This window comes from Amedibacillus sp. YH-ame10, from assembly GCF_053848885.1.
The window spans coordinates 1-22,225 of the sequence record NZ_JBSPFA010000042.1; the positions used below are offsets into that span (position 1 = coordinate 1).

The following is a 22,225-nucleotide window of genomic DNA, read 5'->3' on the forward strand; positions in this document are numbered from 1 at the left end:
CCTTTTTTAAGCTTAATGAGCTTATTTTAACCTATATGACTCATATATATGAAAAAAAGAGGTCGTAACCTCCTAGGCATCATCTGAATTTCCAAATGTGTCTATTTCGTTACAGCCTCTTTTCTTTTGGTTTATAAGTACAATACCAATCCCATGATACCAGAACTTACAATCACTAGAATGGGATTCCACTTAAATTTACGTAGTAGAAGAAAACAAATACAGAAAATAAGAACTGCAATACCATCTAAGGACATATCTTTTATAGTTAAAGAAGAAGTATTACAGAAAGCCAGTAACAAAATAGTACCAGCACATGCCATAATTAAACCGCAGGCACTTGCTTTTAGACCGTTTATAACTTTGTATACATAGATCGAAGATTGGTACTTCTGAAAGAATTTATATAACGTTATAGAGATTACAAAACCAGAAAAGATACAACCGATTGTTGCGATAATCGCACCAGGTATACCAGCAATTTGAATCCCAACAAAGGTCGAAGTATTCACAGCAATAGGTCCTGGTGTCATTTGAGAAATCGTGATAATATCTGTGAATTCTTGCATTGTTAACCAACCATGCAAATTGACCACTTGTTCTTGGATAAGAGGAATGGTCGCATATCCTCCTCCAATACTAAACAGACCAATTTGTAGAAAGCTAATAAGTAATTCGTAGAGTGAACTCATACAATATCTCGCTGTCTATGCCAATATTGTATTGCGATACAATATAAAACAGAAACTATTAAAATAAGTGCTACATTTATTTGAAATATAAAACTTGCGATAAAGGTAATTGGAACTAGTACATAGATAGAACGAGGCTGTTCTTTAAAGATGGTAGCACACATATCAATCATAAAATCTACAATCAAAGCGACGACTCCCGCTTGCATACCTTTCAAAGCCATGGAAATATATATATTGTCTCGAAATGCTTCATAACCTACAGAGATAACAGAGAGTATGAGCAATGGGGGCATTACTGCCGCAAAAGCACTTAAAATAGAACCCTTAAGTCCCGCAACTTTATAACCAGCCAAAACAGATAAGTTAATCGCAATCGCACCTGGTGATGATTGTGCAATGGCAGCCATTTCCATAAGTTCATCTTCTTTAAAACAATGCGCCTTTTCAACATAGTACTTACGTATCATAGGGATGACTACATAGCCTCCTCCAAACGTAAACGCACTAATAAAGAAATTGGTACGAAATAACCATATATATAAATCAAATCTTTTTTTATTCATAATCTATCCTCCGGTATTATTATAACTTACCTTTATATATAAATAAAATTATATTATTTTATGTAATATATGTTAAAATTGATATATAGAGGTGATCCTAATGAATATAAAAATGTTGCAGATTTTCCAAAAGGTTTGTGAAGAAGAAAATATTACAAAAGCAGCTGCAAAGTTGTATATGACACAGCCGGCAGTATCCTTAGCAATTAAGGAATTGGAGGAAGAACTTCAAGTACAATTGTTTGATCGTTTTGGGAAACGCATCTATTTAAATGCTATAGGAAAAGCATATCTGAGCAAGGTTCAAAGAGTCTTACATTCTTATGAAGACCTTATTCATATATCACCTTCCTTAGAAGAAAACTGCACTATACACTTGGGCTCTAGTATTACCATAGCAAATGATCATTTGCCAAGGGTGTTACAGGAATTTAAGAAGATATATCCAAATGTAAAAGTTGTTGTTTGTGTAGAAAGCGCTAGTAAAATCTTACAGCGTTTACAACAACATACGATTGATCTTGCGCTTGTGGAGGGTGTAGTTGTGAATGAAGATTGGCAACAATTACGTTTTTCTTCTTATGATTTACAAATCCTGTGTCATAAAGAACACCCACTTGCTAAGAAACATACGATAGAATGGAATGAAGTTACAAAGTATCAATGGTTACTTCGTGAAAAGGGAAGTGCAGCTCGTGATACCTTTGATAGTGCATGTCGTCTTCACCAAATGGTAATAGAGCCACTTTGGACAAGTGTGAACTCTCAAGCACTATTACAGGCAGTTCGTCATAATTTAGGAGTTAGCATTCTTCCAGATTCCATTATTCAAACATGTCCATTCCGGAAAGAATTGCACACCTTAACCATAAGAAATGAAATACTCTGTAATGAAAACCATATCTTATACGATAAAGGACTCTTTTTAAATGAACCATTAAAAACTTTATTATCTACACTACAGCAGTAAAAAAAGTGCTTTATATTGTCTAAAGCATCGAGATAGCAAATTGTGAATATTTATGATTTATATGCTATCATTTACTCAATGGATGGGATGAGCGATAGGAGAAATGTTTATGAAATTAGTCTATAAAATAGCACTTTCTGTTATTATCATAACTTTAAGTTTATTCTTGATGATCAATGATATGATAATAAATCAATCACTGAATATTAGAAACGTACAAATTTTTGTTCTAGCAATAACAATTTCTCTTATTTGTTTTACTCCTAACAAAAAAAGAAGAATACTATTTGGATTTATATTTTTTGTATTTTTTGTATTGTCATTTGCTTGTTGTATAATCAGTATAAATATGTTTGGCACATCACAGCCTATAGCAGCTATGCAAGGCTATTATAAGGTAGTTGAAAAGAAAGATTTATATTATGTAGTGCCAATCAAGTCTTTAACATATAAATATAGATATGGAGAACCAACTATATTTATTACCCAAAAAATAAACGATATAACTACGTTAGAAACTATTTTAAAAGATCACTATATTGAATTGATAACGAGTGATTTACGAATCGAAGAAATTAAAGGAACGGATAATGAGGGGATGAAAAAGTATCGCATATCGATCAATTCCAATCGAACGATTTATGTACATGTATATAATAAAAATACGTATGCTTGGTTTGGAATACGAATTTGAATAATTCAATCTAGGATACAGATAAAATAAAAAAAGATCGAAAGATCTTTTTGTGATTAGGTAATATCCGCGTCTAATGTAAAATCAAGAGCAAACTCTTCATCGATCGTAATTACTTCATCTTCAAGTGTAGTTGCGGATCCAGAATACTTTAGAATGGTTTGTCCATCTTTTACCTTAATATTCAATTTTATGTCGGATGTTTTGTAAGTATCCTTTATATAATTACAGAAGAATTCATGTTGACTTACAATACCTTGTAAATTTAATTCAATAGATGATGCTGGTTGGGCAATCCCATGTCCTGCAAATGAAATATTAGGGGCTTCCATTTTGATGCCTTCTTTTCCAGTAGGTCCATCGCTTATTTGAATATAAATATCTGGATGATAAGAACACCAAATATAATATCCACCAATGGCACTAATGATAAGTAATACAATGCAACAAATTACCACGTATACTTTCTTGACTCTCAATTCTATATATTTACTCATGTTTCCCCTTCTTTCTTTTCTAAGAAATATAGAATATTGATGTTTCTCTATGTTCATTCTAGCACTAAAATAAAAAATTGTCTTGTGGTTTTAAAGAAGTGTTCCATAGCAAATGGTCATTTACCAAGAGTGTTACAAAAATTTAAGAAGACATATCCAAATATAAAAATTACAGTTTGTGTAGAAAGTGCTAGAAAGATATTTCATTTGTACTAGCCTATAAAAAAAAGCGCATGCGCACTTTTATCTATTTATTGCGATGATATTCATCCGTAGCAAGATTTACTTCGTGACTAAAACTTCTTTCATGAAATGCCTCTTTTCCTTGATCGCACAAGGGACATTTATAATCATCATCCTCTTTCAAGAAATCTTCACCATCATAAACATATCCACAGATATCACATATATACTTTGTCATACGAACACTCCTTTATAATGATTGTATTATACTAAATATTTTTGTTTTATGTCACGTCAAATGATTTTTAAAGATTCCTCATTCATAATAAATTTTATTTCACATTCTAATTCATATCCACTTTGTTGCTTTACTTTATCTTGTACATAGGTAATTAACGCTTGAAAGTCTTGACTGCTCGCATCCTTTTCATTGATTAAAAATCCTGTATGCTTATTGGATACGCAAGCATCTCCAATACGTTTGCCAGCTAGCCCTGCTTCAAATATCAGCTTTGAAGCGTGATTCCCTAAGGGTCTTTGAAAGGTACTTCCTGCACTATACTTATCCATTGGTTGCATTGCATAACGTCGATTCATTAAATCCTTCACTTTCTCTTTGATAAGGTCTTTATTTCTAGGAACCAAATCATAGATTACTTCTAGGACGATACCAAAATGAGAACTAAAGTAACTATGACGATATGAAAAATCAAGTTCTTCATTTGTAAAGGTCACGACTTCTAGTTTCTCGTTTAAAAAGGTTACTTCCTTTACAATGTCTTTCATTTCACCATCATACGCGCCAGCATTCATAATGATAGCTCCACCAACACTACCAGGTATTCCACAAGCAAATTCAAAGTTACCTAAGTGTTCCTCTATACAGAAATTGCTAACATCTCTTAAAAGGGCACCACTTTTTGCTTTTACAAGCGTATCATCATTCTTTGTAATACTTGAAAAAAGATTCGCAATATGCAAAATTACTCCATGAAAGCCTTCATCAAGTGCCAATACATTACTTCCTCTCCCTAATACGTAAAAAGGGACTGCATATTTTTGGCATACTGTTATCGTATCTTTTATATCTTTTACTTTTGAAACTTCCACAAGGAGTTTTGCTGGACCTCCAATATGTAGCGTTGTCAAAGAAGCAAGTAAGATATTACGTTTCACCTTTATATTTTTCTCTATTAGATACTGGTATACCATTTCTAATGAATTCATAGACATCCTCACTTTCCTATATGATATCGTAGTATTATGAATACTCCTAGTAGTATGCTATAAGTGCACTATGGTAGTATATGTAAATGCCTAATAAAAGTGTAGTGTTGTTCAAAATATAAAAAAAGCCGAATCCATTCGACTTTTGTGTATACATTGGCTGGGGTACTTGGATTCGAACCAAGGAAATGCCAGATTCAGAGTCTGGTGCCTTACCGCTTGGCTATACCCCAATTTTTAGTGCAGCATGTGATATTATAAAGCATTGCGCATATCCTTGTCAATAGAAATTAAGCAAGTTCAAGGTAAAAAAGACTTCTTTTAGGTTGATAAACAGCCCTGTTTATTATATGATTATAAAGTATTGAAAGGAAGAATATTATGACAAAAATAAGAACTAGATTTGCGCCAAGCCCTACAGGATATATGCATATCGGAAACTTAAGAACTGCATTGTTCGAGTATCTGATCGCAAAACACGAAAATGGAGATTTTATCCTTCGTATTGAGGATACAGATCAAGAGCGTCTTGTAGAAGGTGCTGTAGATATTATTTATAATACAATGAAAGAAGTTGGACTTCACCACGATGAAGGACCAGATATCGGTGGTGAGTTTGGACCATATGTACAATCAGAGCGTTTACCAATGTATAAAGCATATGCTGATCAATTAGTAGACCTTGGTGGTGCACACTATTGTTTCTGTGGTGAAGAAGAAATTGAAAGACAAAGAAAAGAAGCTGAGAGTTTAGGAATTTCATTTAAATATGATGATCCTTGTAAGCATGTGAGTGTTGAAGAAGCACGTACTCGTATTGCGAATGGGGAAACCTACGTAGTGCGTCAAAGTATTAAACATGATGGAGTGACCTATTTTGATGATGAAGTATATGGAAGAATCGAAGTAGATAATAGTACATTAGATGAATCCGTTTTGTTGAAGTCTGATGGATTTCCTACATATAATTTTGCCAATATCATTGATGATCATCAAATGGAAATTTCTCATGTTGTACGTGGGAATGAATATTTATCTTCCACTCCGAAATACAATTTGATTTATCAATCTTATGGATGGGACATTCCAACGTATGTACATGTACCTCCAGTAATGAAAGATGAACAACATAAATTAAGTAAACGTAATGGAGATGCTAGCTTTCAAGATTTAGTAGCGAAAGGATATTTACCTCAAGCTATCTTGAATTATATTGCTTTGTTAGGATGGGCACCAGAAAGTGAACAAGAAATTTATACGTTAGAAGAGTTGATCAAAGTATTTGATATCAAACGTATTTCTAAATCTCCAGCAATCTTTGATATTGATAAGCTTACTTGGATGAATGGAATGTATTTACGTGCAATGTCAGTAGAAGAATTCTTTGAAATTGCGAAACCATACATTGAAGAAGGGATTCATAAACCAGTGGATATGTTAGCAGTTGCTCGTATCTTACAACCTCGTACTGATACATTAGCAACGATTACAGAAAGTATTGACTTTATTGATGAGTTACCAAGCTACGATAATGAAATGTATATTCACAAGAAAATGAAAACAACTTATGAGATAGCTTTACAGGCTCTTCAGGCTGCAAAAGATGTATTAAGCGAACTTAATGACTGGTCTAGAGAAGAAAGCATCCACGATGTTTTATTGGCACTTCCTGAAAAGCTAGGTATGAAGAATGGACAAGTATTATGGCCAGTTCGTACAGCGATTACAGGAAAGCAATTTACACCAGGGGGCGCAATTGAAATTGCCCATATTCTTGGAAAAGAAGAAACATTAAAAAGAATCCAAGTTGGAATTGAAAAATTAGAAAAAGAATAAGCGAAAGCCATGCCTAGAGTATGGCTTTCTTTTACCATTTTCGCTATAATAGAAACAAAAGAAGGTACATATATGGAAGAAAACCTAATCAAAGAAAAAATACAACATTTCCTAGATTTGCGAAGGAGCGAAGAAGGAACAATAAACGCCATGATGGATATGAAAATACTATATTATGACATAGAAAAGAAACGTGTAACAGTATCCTATCCTGTACATAAATGGCAATTGAATCCCACTAAGAACATGCATGGAGGAATGATTAGTACTGCCTTAGATATGAGCATGGGATGTGCTGCTTATGCCTTTAGTGATGGAACATTTACGCCTACCATACAAATGGCAATCAATTTCAATAAATCTATAAAGGAACATGATGAATTAATTGTTGAAGCGGTTTGTGATCATGCTGGAAGTCGTATGGTACAAGTAAGAGCAATCGCAAAAGTGAAAGATTGTGATGATGTAGTAGCCAGTGCAAATGGTTCCTACGCAGTCAATCATACATAAGGAGAAATCGATGAAAAAGGAACAATTACAACACTTTGTGGACATTGTACAATTTGGTAGTATCAATAAAGCGAGTGAACAACTCTATATGACACAACCAACGTTAAGTAGGTCTATCAAAGCACTGGAAGAAGAAATGGGAAAAGAATTACTTATTCGTACATCGAGAGGAGTAAGCCTTACTCCTGCTGGAAAAACATTCTATAATTATGCGCAATCTATCTTAGGGCAGTTCAATGTGCTAGAACGGTTAAAGAATGTAGATGAAGATGTAGTATATAGTTTATTATCTGTATCAGTGGATTCTATTTTCTTAAAAGATGATCTTATCTTACGTTTTTATCGTAAAATGCGTTCAACAGAAACAGAAATAAGACTACTAGAAACAACGGCAGAAGCAGTCATGAATAATGTAGTGGATGGTACTTCTGAAATCGGAATTACGATTTTAAACGATTATCAATTAAAAATATTTCGAAGAATGGCAGAATTAAAGGATCTGGAATTAAATATTCATGGAGAAAGTCCTTTGTATGTTCATGCCTATAAAAAAAGTAGTTTAGCTGCAGATAAGGATGTAGATGCCAAGGATTTACCAGAACATATCTATATTCATCTACCATATGATTTCATTTCCAATTTAAATCGCACATTAGAAGTAGATGATGTGCGCATTGCAAATTTAACAAAGTCTATTACAATGAGCAACTATCATGCGATTATAAAGATGTTACATAATACGGATTCTTTTATCCTTGGTCACAAATGGCAGATAAATGAGTTAAAGTCTTCTAATATACACTCTATGGTTTTGAAGAATAGTGATATTGTGAAATATTTTGTTATCATAAAACGTAAGAGAGAATTATTATCTCCTCCTGCGGAAGTTTTCTTGGATTTGATATACAAGGATTACTTTAATATTTAGTTATACATTTTACGTATAACCAGTTCTCTAGGTATAAGTATTACACAAATTTTCATTTTAGCATTAAAATGTAAGTGTAAAGAAAAAGGGGTAAATATATAATATTAAAATATATTACCAAAAGGAGAACATAATATGAAAAAAACATCATTATTATCATTATTGACAGCAGGTGCAATCGTTGCGACTTCAGCAGGAACATATGCAGTTTGGGATACAACCCAAGCTGAAGCAACAGCTACATTGACAATTAATAAAGCAATTAATATTGATGCAGGCACATTATCAGCATTTGTACCAACTTCATTATCTGGAATTACAAATGATGCACCAAAGTATACATCTACTCTAACATTTAACATTGAAACAGATCAGCGTGCAAACAAAGTTACGTTTACACCAACTATTAAAGATGATTCCGATACAAATATAACAACGGATTTTAATATTGAAATCAAAGATGGTGCAACTAGTTTAACAAACAACATTGATGATGAGATAGCTAATGGAGATAATACGTACACTATAGAAGTAACTCCAAAGGATGCAAAACATAAAGGGAAAATTGTTAACGTAACAATCGGTGCAGAATTAGATGCTAAATAAAACCGTCTCATGACGGTTTTTTAAAAGCTTGTTGTAAAAGGCTTTATAATCTTATACAATTTCTATGAAAGAAGGGATGCTATGAGACTATTAAAGAAAATTACTCATCTTATTTTTTTGCTTGCTATAGTATCCTTGGTAACTTTTATTATATCTATGCAGCTACATCCAAAAGAAACCGCAGACTTCATTGGATTTCGAATGTATTCTGTTTTAACGAATAGTATGGAACCGCGAATTCCTACAAATTCATTGGTATTCACGAAGGTTGTGGATGTAAAAGATAATTTAGATTTGAAAAAGGGTGATATTATTACCTTCAATGCAAATAGGTTTGGAGAAGAAATATTGATCACCCATCATTTTAATAAGATGGAACAAAATGATAAAGGAGAATGGTGTTATCGTACCAATCCAGAATCTTCAGATGAATTAGATGTGTATGAAACAAAGCGTGAGGATATTATTGGAACATATGTTTTTCATATACCATATGTAGGGAAACTTGTTTTGTTTTTGCAGAGTAAGTTTGGCTTTTTGATGTATGCAGAATTATTTGTAGTCTGGTGTGTGAATAAGTTAATCAAAGCTCGGTGGGAAGAAAAGGATAAAGAAAAAAAGAACAATAAGAAAAAAAATATTGTTAATACTTCTAAGGAAAAGGAAGAGATAGAGACAAAAGATATTCATAAAGAAGAACAAATAGAGGAACAATAGGAAGCTGTTTGTAAAGTTGTTTGAGTATCTTCAAAAGGATACTTCTACCTAAGTTATAAAGAAATCTATGCATATAGTAAGAAAGTCCTGTAAGATACAAGCTAATAAAGATAAACAAACTCATGAAGCACAAAAGCATTTATTGAAGGTGGAATTAACTTCATCATATAGATTTAGTATCTTTGAATCCTTTGTAAGGTTCCACGATATGAAAAAGGATGATTCTTTGTGAAGATTTGAAGAAAAGATATATCCATAAACAGGTTTTTAGAGTACAATGTTTATGGATATTTTTTATTTGGAGGTATATATGACAATTATAGAAAAATTAAAAGAATTAAGACGTTTAATGAATGAAAGAAATATCAGTGTGTATATGATTCCTACTTCTGATTTTCATGAAACAGAATATGTAGGGGAGTATTTTAAGGCAAGATATTATATGTCTGGATTTAGTGGTTCTGCTGGTACTTTGGTAGTTTGTAAAGACTGTGCAGCATTATGGACAGATGGCCGTTACTTTATTCAAGCAGCTAAGCAGCTTGAAGATTCAACAATCGAATTGATGCGCCAAGGAGAAGAAGGCGTTCCAACCATTGCACAATATATTTATGATCATATGAAAGAAAAAGAAGTATTTGGTTTTGATGGAAGAGTAATGAATACAAAGTTAACTAAGGCAATCTTAGGTAAGTTAAAAGAAAAAGAAGTTGGTGTTTCTTATGATGAAGATTTAGTAAATATGATTTGGAAAGATCGCCCTACATTACCGAATGCAAAAGCTTTCTTCTTAACAGAAGCATTTAGTGGGAAAAGTGTTGGTGATAAGTTAAAAGAAATTCGTGAAGAGATGAAACAAAAACAAGCGACACATCATATCATAACTTCATTGGATGATATAGCATGGATATTAAATATGCGTGGTGGAGATATAGAATGTTATCCAGTCGCACTATCTTATCTTGTGTTAACGCACAATGAAAACTATCTTTTTATTGATGCTGATAAGCTAACGGATGAATTGTGTAAAGAATTTAAAGCTAATAACATTATTGTGAAGGATTATGATGCCGTTTATGAGTTTGTGAAAACGATAGAAGAAGATAGTGCTATTTTATTGGATAGTGGTTTTGTGAACTATGCGATTACACAGAATTTAAAGAAAGATATCAAACTTGTGGATTGTACAAATCCATCCCAAATGATGAAAGCAATTAAGAACCCGGTAGAATTAGAGAATAATAAAATTGCACATATACGTGATGGAGTTGCGATGACAAAATTCATGTATTGGTTAAAGACGAATGTTGGGAAGATGGAAATGAGCGAAATTAGTGCGAGTGATTATCTAAGAGAATTACGTGCACAACAAGAAAATTTCTTGGATGTAAGCTTTGATACTATTTCGGCTTATAAAGAACATGCGGCGATGATGCATTATAGCGCTACTCCTGAAAGTGATGTAATGTTACAACCTGAAGGATTGTTGTTAGTTGATAGTGGTGGACAATATTTAGAAGGAACTACGGATATTACGCGTACCTTTGTATTAGGTCCTATTTCTGATGAAATACGTTTACACTTTACTGCAGCACTACGTGGACATATTGCATTATCGAGAGCACGTTTCTTACATGGTTGTCGTGGAGTTAATTTAGATATCTTAGCTCGTGGACCATTATGGGATATGGACTTAGATTATAAATGTGGAACAGGACATGGTGTTGGACATCTGTTAAATGTACATGAAGGACCTAATGGTTTCCGTTGGAAGATTGTTTCTGATCGTAGTGATAGCTGTATATTAGAAGAGGGAATGACACAATCAAATGAACCTGGGGTTTATGTAGAAGGATCACATGGTATACGTCATGAAAATGAATGTGTTGTACGTAAAGGTGAGAAGAATGAATACGGACAGTATATGTATTTAGAAACGATTACTTTTGTACCATTTGATTTGGATGGTATTGATACAGAGTTGTTGACACAATATGAAATCTATTGGTTAAATGAATATCATGAAGCTGTTTATAATAAAATTTCACCATACTTAAACGATGCAGAAAAAGAATGGTTAAAAGAAGCTACAAGAGCAATCTAACAAAAAGTAACAAGTGAGCAAATTTGCTAAACTTGTTATTTTTTTTAGGATTTTTGAAATTTATTTCGTATATACCTATGGAAGGGGTATACCCTTTCCAAGGAGGAATCATAATGATGATCACAAGAAGCAAAGAAGTAAATTTTTGTAACGATGTATTTTTTAAGTATGCGTTAAGCGCAGATGATGAGACTTCAATATTCATTCGACATTCTATCATCGAAGAACTCACAGGCATTCATCCCAAAGAAAGCAAAGTTTTAAATCCTATTTTGGATGCCAAGATTATTGGTAAAAAAGGAGTTGTTTTAGATGTTCACGTTAAGGATGAACAGGATAACGAATATGATATTGAAATGCAGACAACTTATATTGGATCAATAGATAATAAACGATTTCAATTGTATTTGACTAGGATGTTATCAAACCAGTTGAGGAAAGGGGATAATTACAAAAAGTTAAAACATGTATATCAAATCGTATTTGTAGATGCAATAGCCCCATGTAATGAAGATTTGATTAATGAATATGAGTTAATGAATAAAGGTGGATATCCTATGGGTGGAGATTCCCTCATAAAAAGTATTTTCATTCATTTGCCAGTAATCAATCGTATTGCGAAAGAAAAGGGAGCCTTACATATGAGTGGATTTGAACAGCTTTGCTATCTGTTTAAAAATAATAGAAATCGTGATATACTGAAGTCAGAGGAAAGGTTGGTGAGAGCAATCATGGAAAAATATCAACACATGCAGGATGATGAAGATCTTTGGTCCATTGCAATGGCAATTGAAATGGGAGAAATGAGAGCGGAGAACCAATTAGAAGAAAGAACTCAAATAGCTCTAGAGCAGGGTATGAAAAAGGGAATTGAAAAAGGAATTGAAAAAGGAATTGAAATAGGTTCTCGTAAAGGCAAAGAGGAAGCGTATTTTTCTGTAGTTGACAATTTGATTATGCAAAAATTTGAAGTAGATGAAACAACTTGGTTATCTACATTAACCTATGAACAATTACAAGAAATAACAAAAGTATTTATGTCTTGTGAAACACTAATTGAATTAAAAGAAAAAATCAAATAATACAAACGTGTGGTAAACTAGCTTTCTAGCAGTTACTACACTTTTTTAATGACTTCTTTGATTTTATGAGTATAATTAACATCGTGGTGATAGAAATGAAATCAATATTAGTGGAACTAACATGTACACAGTGCATGTTTCATACATATCGTAAAAGTGAAACACTGATTCTCTCAGATTTTGAAATGCAAGGTAGAGAACAGTTGTTAAATGACACTTTTTTTACTTTTCAATGTCCTCGTTGTGGGAATCTTATCGAATTTATACATCCTTTAGCATATATTGACAAAGACCACAAATTTGTACTTTACATCAAATCAAAAAAAGACTTTAAAGAAAGTGATCATGCTTTATATAAGGATGATGTTACTAGTAAAAAACGATATATAAGTAATCATAATGATATTGCAGAAAAAATAAGAATCTTTGAAGATGATTTAGATGATCGTTGTATTGAAATAATAAAATATAAACTTGTTCATCATTTAGAAAAACAGAGACAAATGAAATGTAGTGTAACCTATTTCGATTATGATGCAAGTTCACAAACGATATGGTTTCAAACGACACATAATAAAGAACAACAAATGCTTGCGGTTTTGATGGATGAATATCTACGCCTCGTATCAACTATGTTACAAGAGCGACATGATTATTACAGTGAAGTAAATGCACAGTGGGTATTTGATAACTTCATAAAATAAGATACATTGTTTTATTTGATAACTTGTTTTATAATGTAACTCGTGAATTGAGGGAAATGATATGAAACACACTACGGATACGATAAATTTAGGAATTACATTTCAGATGACGCTGGATTCTTTTCTAGAAGAAAAACATCCTATTAAAAGTACCAACAAAACATCCTATGAACAAGCTTTAAAGAAACTTGAAGAATTAAAACAATTTCGCAATCCTGTAACGAAGTGCATTATTGCCACAGAAGCTATTCAGTTATGCTCAGATTGTATTGAAGGATATATGGCTTTAGGATTATATACACAAGATATATATGAAAGAATGGATATTTATAAGAATGGTATGGAGTTAGCTACCATTAATCTAGGTAAAGATTTCTTCCTGCAAAATGTAACTGACTTTTATGACTTGAAAGAATCTAGATCTCTTTTTCATATTAAGTTTGCTTATGCATGTACTTTATTTGAGTTAGGCTTCATGAAAAAAGCACTTCAACAATTTCAAGAAATATTGCATTTAAACCCTAGTGATCATTTTCTTGTACATCACTATGTATATATACTCTTCTTGTATTTTGAAGATTTGACACAATGTCAAGAACTCTTAAATAAATATGATACACAAGATACCTTTCATTCCTATGTTACATTTCTACTTTATTTGAAACAAGGAGAAATATCAAAAGCCAAGGAGTATATCCCTACATTGCAATTAGTTAATCAATTTTTGTATGATATTATGACTTACAAATCAATGAACATGACACCTCAACAAAAGCAAACAAAACCAGGCAGTATTGAAGAAGCCGGTTATGTACATCGTTTATTATCAAAAGTGACACATACTATGGAAAACTTACACATCTTTATGAGCTAGTAAGGTTATCTTAGGTATGTGTTTTCTTTATAGTGGCTGCTTAAGTTACCTATATTATGTATAAAATATTTAAATATGATATATTTGTGATTTTTTTATTCTTGAATTTGTAAAAATATGGAAATTTTTACAGTTTTACTCTATAATATTTCTTATTAGGGCAAAAAAGGAGATAACGCATGAAGGTGAATACTGAAAAGCTGAGTGTTAGCAATGAAAGATTGAGCATCATTGGTAGACTAATTGGTATATATCGAGAAGAACGTAGAGACAATTCACAGAACAGCTGGACACAGAAACGCTTTTGTAAAGACATCTGTAGCCCAAACACTTTGAAGAATATGGAAGCTGGAGGTTTATCTAGATCATTAGAAATTTATGTTGAAATGTTAGATAAGTTTGATTTAAAACTTGATGAATTTCCTGAAATTGATAAAGCAGTTTATAGATTAACGGAAGAGTTATATGAAGCGATAGAGGATTATGATTTAAAGAAAATAATTACTTTGTTAAATAGGATTCTACGGGGATTGAATGAAGTGAGTGATCATATCTATTACTCAGAATTAAAAGAGCTTTTTGAAAATGTAAAGAATCATTATAGTAGTAGAATAATGATTGATGATGCTACCGTGGAGAAATACAAACAATTATTATTTGCGTTGCCAGAAAGTTTTAAAGACATAATCAGATTTTTAGTATATACAAAAATTAAAGCAAATGGCGTTGCGGATAAGAATTTTTATAAACAACTCGTAGAAGAGATTGATTTAACTAATTGCAGCCATGAATATATGAAAATGAATTTAATTGATTTTTATTATATTATGGGTAATTATAAAAAGATGGAGATTTTAATCAACAATTTGATAAAATATTTCCAAGAACAAAAGAAAATTATTAGATTGTTAGATGTTTATAACTATGCAATCGTATTATTCAGTGAATTAGAATTTGAGAAATGTCTTCAATATATTAGAGAATCTGAAATAATCGTTAGAAAAAACACATTACCGCAAATCAAGTTAAGTGAGTATTATACAAATGTTGCATTTGTTTATCATCAACATGAAATGTATAAAGAGTCATTGAATTGCTACCACAAAGTTTTACAACTCGAACATAGAGATTTCATAGATTCTTATATATACATGGCGGATTGTCAAAGCCGATTGAATTTATCGATTGAAATTCCATTGGTAGAAGAAGAGGTATATGCACAATATCCATCTGATGTTAAATTAATGTATAAATATTTTACCTTTGATGACAGTATCCCAGATTTCATGAAAGAAAACTATATCCTAAAGAAAATTGCACCATTACTATCTGATGCAGTTTTGATTAAAGTGTTTCGCTATGAGATTCTAAGATTGGTTAATAAAAGTGGACACTATAAATGTACGCATATGTTTGAATCTTTGGTAGAGAAAAATATTAAAAAATAAGTTGATGTTTTTTTATAAAATCATAAATAAAAGCATAATGTTTGAAAAAAAATGAACTAACTGTGATTTTATTGAGTAAATGTCCATAATCCTTTATGATATGCATGTTAACGATGATATGCATATGGTCAATGGTATTGATTGAGTTTGGTCGATATGAAAAAAATTGTAATTGCGGCTGTTTGTGGCTTATGCCTGATGGCTGGTGCTGTTGTAGCTTCTGGTGCAGAGGTAACTATGGCTGGTTCAGCTACTGGAATTCATGTAACTATTTAATGTTCGAAATCAACTTCTTCCACAAGAAGTTTTTTTCTTTTAGGATTAATTCATATTTGATATTTTTTGTAAATTATACCGATAATTTACGGATTTTTGAAAAATCGTTAACTGTTGGTGATTTTATTGTGGATGATTCATATATGGAGTATTATGTAGTCATCAGGTAGGGGTATTGCCTGATAGGGTACAAAGTGTGCGGTATAAGAATGAGATGACTAAATGTTAAAAACCATCCCCAAGTTTCTAACATAATCAATCGCTATGATATGAATGCTTTTAGTATTTATTCTCGCTTATATTAAGACAAGCTAATTTACGCTTATTTAGTTTGTGTCTCTTTGTTTGGAAGAGTTGGTAACTGTGACTTTTGTCGCAGTTACTTTTTCTTTTCATTTGAAAGGAATAATGATAAACTTACAATGAATTGGAGTGAGTTCATGACGAGATTACAACTTAATCATTTAGATAAGAATTATGGTAATATAAAAGCGGTTAGAGATATAAGCTTGGATATAAAGGAAAAAGCATTTATTGTGTTAGCTGGGCCATCTGGGTGTGGGAAGACTACTCTACTCCATATGATTGCGGGATTTTTGAAGTGTGATAAAGGTAGTATTATGATTGATGGCAATTGTATTGATGAACGAGTTCCAGCATTAAGGGAAATTGCTATGGTTTTTCAGGATGCGGCCTTGTTTCCAGATATGAGTGTACAGGAGAACATTGAAATTGGGTTGGCACAAAGTGGATTGCAAGATGATGTTATTCAAGAACGTGTACAAGAAATGGCTGCTTTGGTAGATATAAGCGAATTGTTGAATCGTAAGGCGAAAACATTATCGAGTGGTCAAAGGCAAAGGGTGTCCATCGCAAGAGCTTTGGTTAGGCGTCCTAAAGTATTCTTAATGGATGAGCCTTTAAGTGCATTGGATGCGAGATTGAAATCTCAACTAAGAATTGAAATTGCGATGTTGTATCAAAAAATGGATGCGACATTTCTATATGTAACACATGATCAAATAGAGGCTATGACAATGGCAGATATATTGATTGTGATGAAGGATGGGAAGTTTCAACAAGTGGGAACGCCTTTGGATATTTATCATCATCCTAAGAATTTGTTTACGGCGTCTTTTTTGGGAAAATATGAAATCAATCAGTTTAAGGCAAGTGTTCATAATCAACAAGTAGTTTTTAAGGAAAGCGTGCTTTGTGAAGCAAGGGGTGTGCTTGATGAGCAGATTATCATTGGTGTGAGGCCTGAACATCTGTTCATGGATATAGATCATGGGTATCTTGGTCAGATTGTCCTTGTAGAGAATTTAGGAGATGAGTTATATTATCATATCGAGTGGGAGGATCAACTTCTTATGATGAAGGGGGCTTTGTCTGATGGGTTGAGATGTGGGGATGTGGTGAACTTTAACTTTCGTGTTCAAGATGCATTTTACTTTTATGCGTCTACACAAGAGCGATTCATACCCGAATAAATAAAAAAAGATTTCGATAAGCGACATGCCCTTCGAAATCTTTTGTGTACTAATATGGTGGAGCTTATCGGGATCGAACCGATGACCCCCTGCGTGCAAGGCAGGTGCTCTCCCAGCTGAGCTAAAACCCCATTTAGTGCTAATTAAATATACCATAAGGGGGTCATCATTGTCAATTCCCCTTTTATTATTTTCATAACATTTTAGATGGGACATTGTCAAATAAGGTGAAATGCTTTACAATAATACAAAAAATGAGGTGAGAATAGAATGTTAAGGGATATCAAAGAAGCGTTGCGCTTGTCCTTTCCAGTAATGGTTGGGTACATATTTTTAGGGATTGCGTTTGGATTGTTGTGTGAAAAACAGGGGTATTCATGGATTTGGGCATTCTTGATTAGCTTTAGTGTATATGCTGGGAGTATGCAGTTTGTATTATTAACATATCTTCATTCAGGTGTTTCACTTCTTGAAGTTGCGATTGTGACTTTATCAGTAAACGCAAGACAAATATTTTATGGATTATCATTCTTGAATGATTTTTCTAGGATGGGGAAAAAGAAATGGTATATGATTTTCTCGTTGACTGATGAAACCTATTCTTTATTATGTAGTATTTCAAATAGGGAAGAAGAGCGAGGAAAGCGTCTTATGTTTTTGATTGCTTTGTTTGATCAGGCGTATTGGGTGTTAGGCTCTGTTATTGGAGCGACGCTAGGGATGTTGATAACTTTTCAAACCAAAGGGATTGATTTTGCGATGACTGCGTTATTTACGGTTATCTTAATAGAACAGTGGATAGCAGCGAAGCGACATGTATCAATCGTGTGTGCTTTGATTGCAGTGGGTGTAAGTGCTGTTTGTTTTGGATTAGAGAACTTTTTATTGCCTGCACTTATTCTGCTTGTTGTATTGTTAATTATATTTAGGAAGAACGTAGAAGGGGGAGAAGCGCTATGACAACTTGGGAAACATTAAGTGTGATTGGGGTAGTAGTTGCGTGTACGTTTCTTACAAGGGCATTGCCGTTTCTTGTGTTTAAAGATGCGAAAAAAATCCCAAATATAATATTGTACTTGGGAAGAGTATTGCCTATGGCGATTATGTTTTGTTTGGTTCTTTATTGTATACGTTCAACTACATTTTTGAAATATCCCTATGGAATACCTGAAGTGCTAGGAATACTGATTGTAGGTATCTTACATGTATGGAAACGCAATAATATCATTAGTATTGTAGGGGGAACGTTTTGTTATATGATTATGGTGCAGTTTATATTTCTCTAGGACTCTTTTAAATCTAGTAAGAATGAAGTATAGAAATCCGTAAAGATACTATTTTTTAATGTAATGAAATTGAATTCACGGGTAATTTGAAAATCATCAAGAGGGATGATTTCAAATTGTCCGTTTTTTAATTCTTCTAATACAGCTGCTTCATAAAGAAACGTGATTCCTTGTTTTTGTTTGATGAGTTCTTTAATCGCATGGATGTTGCCAATTTCTAAGGTGTTTTTAAAGTCTGTGATTGTTAAGTTTTGTTCATCTAAAACACGCTCTAGGATTTCTCTAGTACCAGAACCGCATTCACGTATGATAAGTGTTTCATGTAAGAGTTCTTCTAGTTTACATATGGAGTTGGAAAGTGGATAGTCTTTCGATTTAATTGGAATGAAGCGTTGTTTGGATAGAAGGTGATAGGTATAGTCGTTTTTCTTAAAGTAACCTTCTACAAAGGCAAAATCGATTTGTCCATTGTTGAGCATGTCTAAAAGTGTACTTGTGTTTTCAACAAGCATAGAGATCGATGTATCAGGATGATTATCTAATAGGGTTGTAAACTTATTTGGAAGGATAAATTCTCCAATGGTTCTAGTTGCGCCAATGCGTATATGATCCATATGGTCTTTTCCACTGCACATAATTTCCTTAAGTTTGTTTTCATCACTTGCAAAGCGTAAACTATATTTTAAAAGGAGCTCTCCTTGTTTGCTAAGACGTAATTGTTTGTTTTCATGTGTGAATAATTTTACTTGATAAAGATTTTCAAGATATTGAATGTGTTGAGTTACAGCAGGTTGGCTCATACATAATTGTTCTGCGGCTTTCGTGTAGTTCAACGTTTTTGATAATGCAATAAAAGTGTAGATACGAAAATCTAGCATAAAACTCACTCCTATTCTATATGTTGTAAGTATAACACGTTTTGCGAGGATAGAAAAATTTTAGTTGTGTCTACATTTTGTGAACATATGTACACAGAATGTCTTCGTATGTAAAACTGTTACATTTTTGTTTACAAATTATTTCAAAGTTGCTTTCATTTTATTTCATTTGTGCTATAATACTAACTAATAACATAAATTGTTATCGAAGAAAGGAAGGTGCCAATATTTATGGCCGAAAACAGAATTTTCAACTTTTCAGCAGGTCCAAGCATGCTGCCACTGGAGGTGTTACAAAAAGCACAATCGCAAATGTTAAACTACGAGGGCAGTGGTATGTCGGTCATGGAGATGAGTCATCGTTCCAAAGTATATGATCAGATTATTGTAGAAACACAGGCAAAATTACGTAAACTAATGAATATACCAGAAAACTATAAGGTATTATTTTTACAAGGAGGAGCTTCCATGCAATTTGCAATGGTTCCTTTAAATCTTATGAAAACTGGAAAAGCCGATTATATCGTGACAGGAAACTTTGCGAACAATGCCTATAAGGAAGCATGTAAATTTGGAGAAATTCATGTTGCCGCATCTAGCAAGGATAGAAATCATACGTATATTCCAGCACAGGAAGAGTTATCTTTAGATCCTGAAGCAGACTATGTATATCTATGTTCAAACAATACAATTTATGGAACAGAATGGAATTATGTTCCAGAAACAAATGGAGTACCAATCGTAGCGGATATGTCTAGTGATATCCTAAGTCGTCCAGTAGATGTAAGTAAGTATGGAGTTATTTTTGCTGGTGCACAAAAGAATATGGGGTGTGCAGGGTTGACAGTTGTCATTATTCGTGAAGACTTACTAGGATTTGCGAAAGAGAATGTCCCTGTAATGTTAGATTATAAAACAATGGCAGAGAAAGATTCTATGTATAATACGCCTCCTACGTATGCAATCTATATTTTAGGACTCGTATTAGAATGGATTGAAAACATGGGTGGATTAGAAGCCATGGCAAAACATAATGAACAAAAAGCAAAACGTTTATATGATTTCTTAGACAGTTCTACGTTCTATAAACCAGCTGCGGATAAAGATGCTCGTTCTTTAATGAATGTAACATTCCGTACAGCCAATGAAGAATTGGATGCATTGTTTGCGAAAGAAAGTGCAGCTGCTGGAATGAGCAATTTAAAAGGTCATCGTGCAGTAGGTGGTATGCGTGCATCTATCTATAATGCAATGCCAGTAGAAGGTATTGATACGTTAATCGATTTTATGAAGAAATTTGAAGCAGAACATAAATAGTAGATAAAGGGAGAATATATGAAAGTAAAGTTATTTAATAAGATTGCGGATATTGGAATCAATCAATTCGATAAAGATAAATATGAATTTTCTGAAGAATTCGAAAATTATGATGCTGTTTTAGTACGTAGTGCAAAGCTTCATGATGTAGAATTCCCTAAAGATTTAAAATGTATTGCAAGAGCTGGAGCAGGCGTGAATAACATTCCTTTGGATAAATGTAGTGAACAAGGAATCGTTGTCTTTAATACTCCAGGGGCAAATGCAAATGCAGTTAAGGAATTAGTAATTGCGGCCTTATTGATGTCTTCTCGTAAAATTACGAAAGGTATTGAATGGGTTCATACCATCAAAGAAGATGATATGAGTAAAGTTGTTGAAAAAGGTAAAAGCAACTTTGTAGGACCTGAAATTGCAGGTAAAAAACTTGGAGTTATTGGGTTAGGGGCAATCGGTGTTCTTGTGGCAAATGCCGCAGCAGCATTAGATATGGATGTGTATGGATATGATCCATATGTTTCTGTACAAGCAGCTTGGACTTTAAAAGCACGCGTTCATCATGTCAAAGACTTAAAACAGATCTTTGAAGAATGCGATTATATTACAGTGCATGTACCATATAATGACAAGACGAAGAACATTGTAGATGCACAAGGTATTGAAAGTATGAAAGAAGGCGTACGTGTATTGAACTTTGCACGTGGTGGTCTAATCGATGATGATGCGATGATTAAAGCATTAGAGGCAGGAAAAATTGGTGCTTATATTACAGATTTCCCTTCAAAGGAATTGTTGAAGTTTGATAATGTAATCGGGATTCCTCATTTAGGGGCTTCTACTCCTGAAAGTGAAGACAACTGTGCTGTTATGGCTGCAAAGGAAATTATGGAATTCTTGGAAACAGGGAATATTACACATTCTGTAAATCTTCCAGATGTACAAATGGCACAAGGTGCGAAATACCGTATTTGTATTATCAACCGTAACATCCCTGATATGTTAAGCTCTATGACTTCTAACTTGGCAAAAGTTGGAGTGAATATTGAAAACATGTTCAGTAAGGGACGTGGAGATTATGCATATACAATATTGGAAACAAACGATGAAGTAAGCAATGAGTTGATTGATCGAATTCACGAAAGAGAAGGTATCATCAGCGCACGTCTTATTGTTGCGTAATTAGGGATAGCCAGTATCTAATGTAATAGGTACTGGTTTTTTTATCTATTAGGAACTTGCATAATTTAAGTGGAAATGAGAGAAAACGAAAAAAACATGACGAAAAGGCTCTAAGAAGAGCCAAAGAAGGACACGACAAGTTTTTACTTTTGATTCTC

The 22,225-nt window shown here is 33.1% G+C and carries 23 protein-coding genes and 2 tRNA genes; 17 read left to right on the forward strand and 8 right to left on the reverse strand.

The window, feature by feature from the left end:
* Nucleotides 1–131: 131 nt before the first annotated feature.
* Both ACWG42_RS13645 and ACWG42_RS13650 read right to left on the reverse strand, forming a co-directional pair.
* Nucleotides 132–692, reverse strand: coding sequence for a chromate transporter (locus tag ACWG42_RS13645; protein WP_455793114.1), 561 nt, complete (start codon nucleotides 690–692; stop codon nucleotides 132–134).
* Complete coding sequence (locus ACWG42_RS13650) at nucleotides 689–1,258, reverse strand: chromate transporter (RefSeq protein WP_455793115.1); 570 nt, start codon at nucleotides 1,256–1,258, stop codon at nucleotides 689–691. Before ACWG42_RS13650 ends, ACWG42_RS13645 begins: the two co-directional genes overlap by 4 nt.
* 100 nt (nucleotides 1,259–1,358) lie before the next feature.
* Here ACWG42_RS13650 and ACWG42_RS13655 point away from each other — a divergent pair, with 100 nt between their 5' ends.
* On the forward strand, nucleotides 1,359–2,228 hold the full coding sequence (locus ACWG42_RS13655; RefSeq protein ID WP_455793116.1) for a LysR family transcriptional regulator: 870 nt from the start codon (nucleotides 1,359–1,361) through the stop codon (nucleotides 2,226–2,228).
* Between the two features lie 109 nt (nucleotides 2,229–2,337).
* The gene (locus ACWG42_RS13660; protein ID WP_455793117.1) at nucleotides 2,338–2,922 is read left to right on the forward strand and encodes a hypothetical protein; all 585 of its coding nucleotides are present in this window, start codon (nucleotides 2,338–2,340) and stop codon (nucleotides 2,920–2,922) included.
* A gap of 56 nt (nucleotides 2,923–2,978) precedes the next feature.
* Here the strand turns inward: ACWG42_RS13660 and ACWG42_RS13665 are convergent, their stop codons facing one another.
* The 4 genes from ACWG42_RS13665 to ACWG42_RS13680 form a co-directional block, all read right to left on the reverse strand.
* Nucleotides 2,979–3,419: a hypothetical protein gene (locus ACWG42_RS13665; protein WP_455793118.1), complete on the reverse strand. Its 441-nt coding sequence runs from the start codon at nucleotides 3,417–3,419 to the stop codon at nucleotides 2,979–2,981.
* Nucleotides 3,420–3,666: 247 nt separating this feature from the next.
* The gene (locus tag ACWG42_RS13670; RefSeq protein ID WP_455793119.1) at nucleotides 3,667–3,840 is read right to left on the reverse strand and encodes a rubredoxin; all 174 of its coding nucleotides are present in this window, start codon (nucleotides 3,838–3,840) and stop codon (nucleotides 3,667–3,669) included.
* A gap of 56 nt (nucleotides 3,841–3,896) precedes the next feature.
* Complete coding sequence (gene murB, locus ACWG42_RS13675) at nucleotides 3,897–4,829, reverse strand: UDP-N-acetylmuramate dehydrogenase (RefSeq protein WP_455793120.1); 933 nt, start codon at nucleotides 4,827–4,829, stop codon at nucleotides 3,897–3,899.
* Between the two features lie 157 nt (nucleotides 4,830–4,986).
* Nucleotides 4,987–5,062 (reverse strand) — tRNA-Gln (locus tag ACWG42_RS13680).
* A gap of 148 nt (nucleotides 5,063–5,210) precedes the next feature.
* Between ACWG42_RS13680 and gltX the strand changes: the two genes are divergently transcribed.
* The 11 genes from gltX (at nucleotide 5,211) to ACWG42_RS13735 (ending at nucleotide 17,407) form a co-directional block, all read left to right on the forward strand.
* Nucleotides 5,211–6,665, forward strand: coding sequence for a glutamate--tRNA ligase (gltX, locus tag ACWG42_RS13685; RefSeq protein WP_455793121.1), 1,455 nt, complete (start codon nucleotides 5,211–5,213; stop codon nucleotides 6,663–6,665).
* 72 nt (nucleotides 6,666–6,737) lie between these two features.
* Nucleotides 6,738–7,175, forward strand: a complete 438-nt coding sequence (locus ACWG42_RS13690; RefSeq protein WP_455793122.1) for a PaaI family thioesterase — start codon at nucleotides 6,738–6,740, stop codon at nucleotides 7,173–7,175.
* Nucleotides 7,176–7,185: 10 nt separating this feature from the next.
* A complete protein-coding gene (locus ACWG42_RS13695; protein WP_455793123.1) occupies nucleotides 7,186–8,103 on the forward strand; it encodes a LysR family transcriptional regulator in 918 nt (305 codons plus the stop codon).
* Between the two features lie 135 nt (nucleotides 8,104–8,238).
* Entirely contained in the window at nucleotides 8,239–8,709 is a 471-nt protein-coding gene (locus tag ACWG42_RS13700; RefSeq protein ID WP_455793124.1) for a hypothetical protein, read from the forward strand.
* Nucleotides 8,710–8,790: 81 nt separating this feature from the next.
* Nucleotides 8,791–9,426 carry a signal peptidase I gene (locus ACWG42_RS13705; protein ID WP_455793125.1) on the forward strand — a complete coding sequence of 212 codons (636 nt, stop codon included), beginning with the start codon at nucleotides 8,791–8,793 and terminating at the stop codon, nucleotides 9,424–9,426.
* 310 nt (nucleotides 9,427–9,736) lie between these two features.
* Nucleotides 9,737–11,530, forward strand: coding sequence for an aminopeptidase P family protein (locus ACWG42_RS13710; protein WP_455793126.1), 1,794 nt, complete (start codon nucleotides 9,737–9,739; stop codon nucleotides 11,528–11,530).
* A gap of 113 nt (nucleotides 11,531–11,643) precedes the next feature.
* Nucleotides 11,644–12,612, forward strand: coding sequence for an Rpn family recombination-promoting nuclease/putative transposase (locus tag ACWG42_RS13715; RefSeq protein ID WP_455793127.1), 969 nt, complete (start codon nucleotides 11,644–11,646; stop codon nucleotides 12,610–12,612).
* Between the two features lie 95 nt (nucleotides 12,613–12,707).
* A complete protein-coding gene (locus ACWG42_RS13720; protein ID WP_455793128.1) occupies nucleotides 12,708–13,316 on the forward strand; it encodes a CpXC domain-containing protein in 609 nt (202 codons plus the stop codon).
* Nucleotides 13,317–13,377: 61 nt separating this feature from the next.
* The gene (locus ACWG42_RS13725; RefSeq protein ID WP_455793129.1) at nucleotides 13,378–14,190 is read left to right on the forward strand and encodes a hypothetical protein; all 813 of its coding nucleotides are present in this window, start codon (nucleotides 13,378–13,380) and stop codon (nucleotides 14,188–14,190) included.
* Nucleotides 14,191–14,369: 179 nt separating this feature from the next.
* Nucleotides 14,370–15,638 (forward strand): hypothetical protein, encoded by a 1,269-nt coding sequence (locus ACWG42_RS13730; RefSeq protein WP_455793130.1) that lies wholly within the window; start codon nucleotides 14,370–14,372, stop codon nucleotides 15,636–15,638.
* Nucleotides 15,639–16,354: 716 nt separating this feature from the next.
* A complete protein-coding gene (locus ACWG42_RS13735; RefSeq protein ID WP_455793131.1) occupies nucleotides 16,355–17,407 on the forward strand; it encodes an ABC transporter ATP-binding protein in 1,053 nt (350 codons plus the stop codon).
* A gap of 55 nt (nucleotides 17,408–17,462) precedes the next feature.
* Here the strand turns inward: ACWG42_RS13735 and ACWG42_RS13740 are convergent.
* Nucleotides 17,463–17,538: transfer RNA gene (locus tag ACWG42_RS13740), tRNA-Ala, on the reverse strand.
* A gap of 139 nt (nucleotides 17,539–17,677) precedes the next feature.
* Here ACWG42_RS13740 and ACWG42_RS13745 point away from each other — a divergent pair.
* Both ACWG42_RS13745 and ACWG42_RS13750 read left to right on the forward strand, forming a co-directional pair.
* A complete protein-coding gene (locus ACWG42_RS13745) occupies nucleotides 17,678–18,367 on the forward strand; it encodes an AzlC family ABC transporter permease (protein ID WP_455793132.1) in 690 nt (229 codons plus the stop codon).
* Entirely contained in the window at nucleotides 18,364–18,693 is a 330-nt protein-coding gene (locus tag ACWG42_RS13750; RefSeq protein WP_455793133.1) for a branched-chain amino acid transporter permease, read from the forward strand. Before ACWG42_RS13745 ends, ACWG42_RS13750 begins: the two co-directional genes overlap by 4 nt.
* On the opposite strand, the gene ACWG42_RS13755 is transcribed toward ACWG42_RS13750, so the two are convergent.
* Entirely contained in the window at nucleotides 18,690–19,571 is an 882-nt protein-coding gene (locus ACWG42_RS13755; RefSeq protein ID WP_455793134.1) for a LysR substrate-binding domain-containing protein, read from the reverse strand. The two genes, ACWG42_RS13750 and ACWG42_RS13755, sit on opposite strands and share 4 nt — an antisense overlap.
* A 231-nt stretch (nucleotides 19,572–19,802) precedes the next feature.
* On the opposite strand from ACWG42_RS13755, the gene serC reads away from it, so the two are divergent.
* Nucleotides 19,803–20,888 (forward strand): 3-phosphoserine/phosphohydroxythreonine transaminase, encoded by a 1,086-nt coding sequence (gene serC, locus ACWG42_RS13760; protein ID WP_455793135.1) that lies wholly within the window; start codon nucleotides 19,803–19,805, stop codon nucleotides 20,886–20,888.
* A gap of 18 nt (nucleotides 20,889–20,906) precedes the next feature.
* Nucleotides 20,907–22,067 carry a 3-phosphoglycerate dehydrogenase family protein gene (locus ACWG42_RS13765; protein ID WP_455793136.1) on the forward strand — a complete coding sequence of 387 codons (1,161 nt, stop codon included), beginning with the start codon at nucleotides 20,907–20,909 and terminating at the stop codon, nucleotides 22,065–22,067.
* Nucleotides 22,068–22,225 lie beyond the last annotated feature (158 nt).

Excerpts from the sequence above, each read along its gene's own strand:
- ACWG42_RS13755 (WP_455793134.1), bottom strand. The coding sequence starts at position 19,571 with ATGCTAGATTTTCGTATCTACACTTTTATTGCATTATCAAAAACGTTG.
- ACWG42_RS13655 (WP_455793116.1), top strand. The coding sequence starts at position 1,359 with ATGAATATAAAAATGTTGCAGATTTTCCAAAAGGTTTGTGAAGAAGAA.
- ACWG42_RS13765 (WP_455793136.1), top strand. The coding sequence starts at position 20,907 with ATGAAAGTAAAGTTATTTAATAAGATTGCGGATATTGGAATCAATCAA.
- ACWG42_RS13720 (WP_455793128.1), top strand. The coding sequence starts at position 12,708 with ATGAAATCAATATTAGTGGAACTAACATGTACACAGTGCATGTTTCAT.
- ACWG42_RS13705 (WP_455793125.1), top strand. The coding sequence starts at position 8,791 with ATGAGACTATTAAAGAAAATTACTCATCTTATTTTTTTGCTTGCTATA.
- ACWG42_RS13745 (WP_455793132.1), top strand. The coding sequence starts at position 17,678 with ATGTTAAGGGATATCAAAGAAGCGTTGCGCTTGTCCTTTCCAGTAATG.
- serC (WP_455793135.1), top strand. The coding sequence starts at position 19,803 with ATGGCCGAAAACAGAATTTTCAACTTTTCAGCAGGTCCAAGCATGCTG.
- ACWG42_RS13670 (WP_455793119.1), bottom strand. The coding sequence starts at position 3,840 with ATGACAAAGTATATATGTGATATCTGTGGATATGTTTATGATGGTGAA.
- ACWG42_RS13750 (WP_455793133.1), top strand. The coding sequence starts at position 18,364 with ATGACAACTTGGGAAACATTAAGTGTGATTGGGGTAGTAGTTGCGTGT.
- ACWG42_RS13700 (WP_455793124.1), top strand. The coding sequence starts at position 8,239 with ATGAAAAAAACATCATTATTATCATTATTGACAGCAGGTGCAATCGTT.
- ACWG42_RS13665 (WP_455793118.1), bottom strand. The coding sequence starts at position 3,419 with ATGAGTAAATATATAGAATTGAGAGTCAAGAAAGTATACGTGGTAATT.
- ACWG42_RS13695 (WP_455793123.1), top strand. The coding sequence starts at position 7,186 with ATGAAAAAGGAACAATTACAACACTTTGTGGACATTGTACAATTTGGT.
- ACWG42_RS13690 (WP_455793122.1), top strand. The coding sequence starts at position 6,738 with ATGGAAGAAAACCTAATCAAAGAAAAAATACAACATTTCCTAGATTTG.
- gltX (WP_455793121.1), top strand. The coding sequence starts at position 5,211 with ATGACAAAAATAAGAACTAGATTTGCGCCAAGCCCTACAGGATATATG.
- ACWG42_RS13650 (WP_455793115.1), bottom strand. The coding sequence starts at position 1,258 with ATGAATAAAAAAAGATTTGATTTATATATATGGTTATTTCGTACCAAT.
- ACWG42_RS13730 (WP_455793130.1), top strand. The coding sequence starts at position 14,370 with ATGAAGGTGAATACTGAAAAGCTGAGTGTTAGCAATGAAAGATTGAGC.
- ACWG42_RS13660 (WP_455793117.1), top strand. The coding sequence starts at position 2,338 with ATGAAATTAGTCTATAAAATAGCACTTTCTGTTATTATCATAACTTTA.
- murB (WP_455793120.1), bottom strand. The coding sequence starts at position 4,829 with ATGAATTCATTAGAAATGGTATACCAGTATCTAATAGAGAAAAATATA.
- ACWG42_RS13710 (WP_455793126.1), top strand. The coding sequence starts at position 9,737 with ATGACAATTATAGAAAAATTAAAAGAATTAAGACGTTTAATGAATGAA.
- ACWG42_RS13715 (WP_455793127.1), top strand. The coding sequence starts at position 11,644 with ATGATGATCACAAGAAGCAAAGAAGTAAATTTTTGTAACGATGTATTT.
- ACWG42_RS13725 (WP_455793129.1), top strand. The coding sequence starts at position 13,378 with ATGAAACACACTACGGATACGATAAATTTAGGAATTACATTTCAGATG.
- ACWG42_RS13735 (WP_455793131.1), top strand. The coding sequence starts at position 16,355 with ATGACGAGATTACAACTTAATCATTTAGATAAGAATTATGGTAATATA.
- ACWG42_RS13645 (WP_455793114.1), bottom strand. The coding sequence starts at position 692 with ATGAGTTCACTCTACGAATTACTTATTAGCTTTCTACAAATTGGTCTG.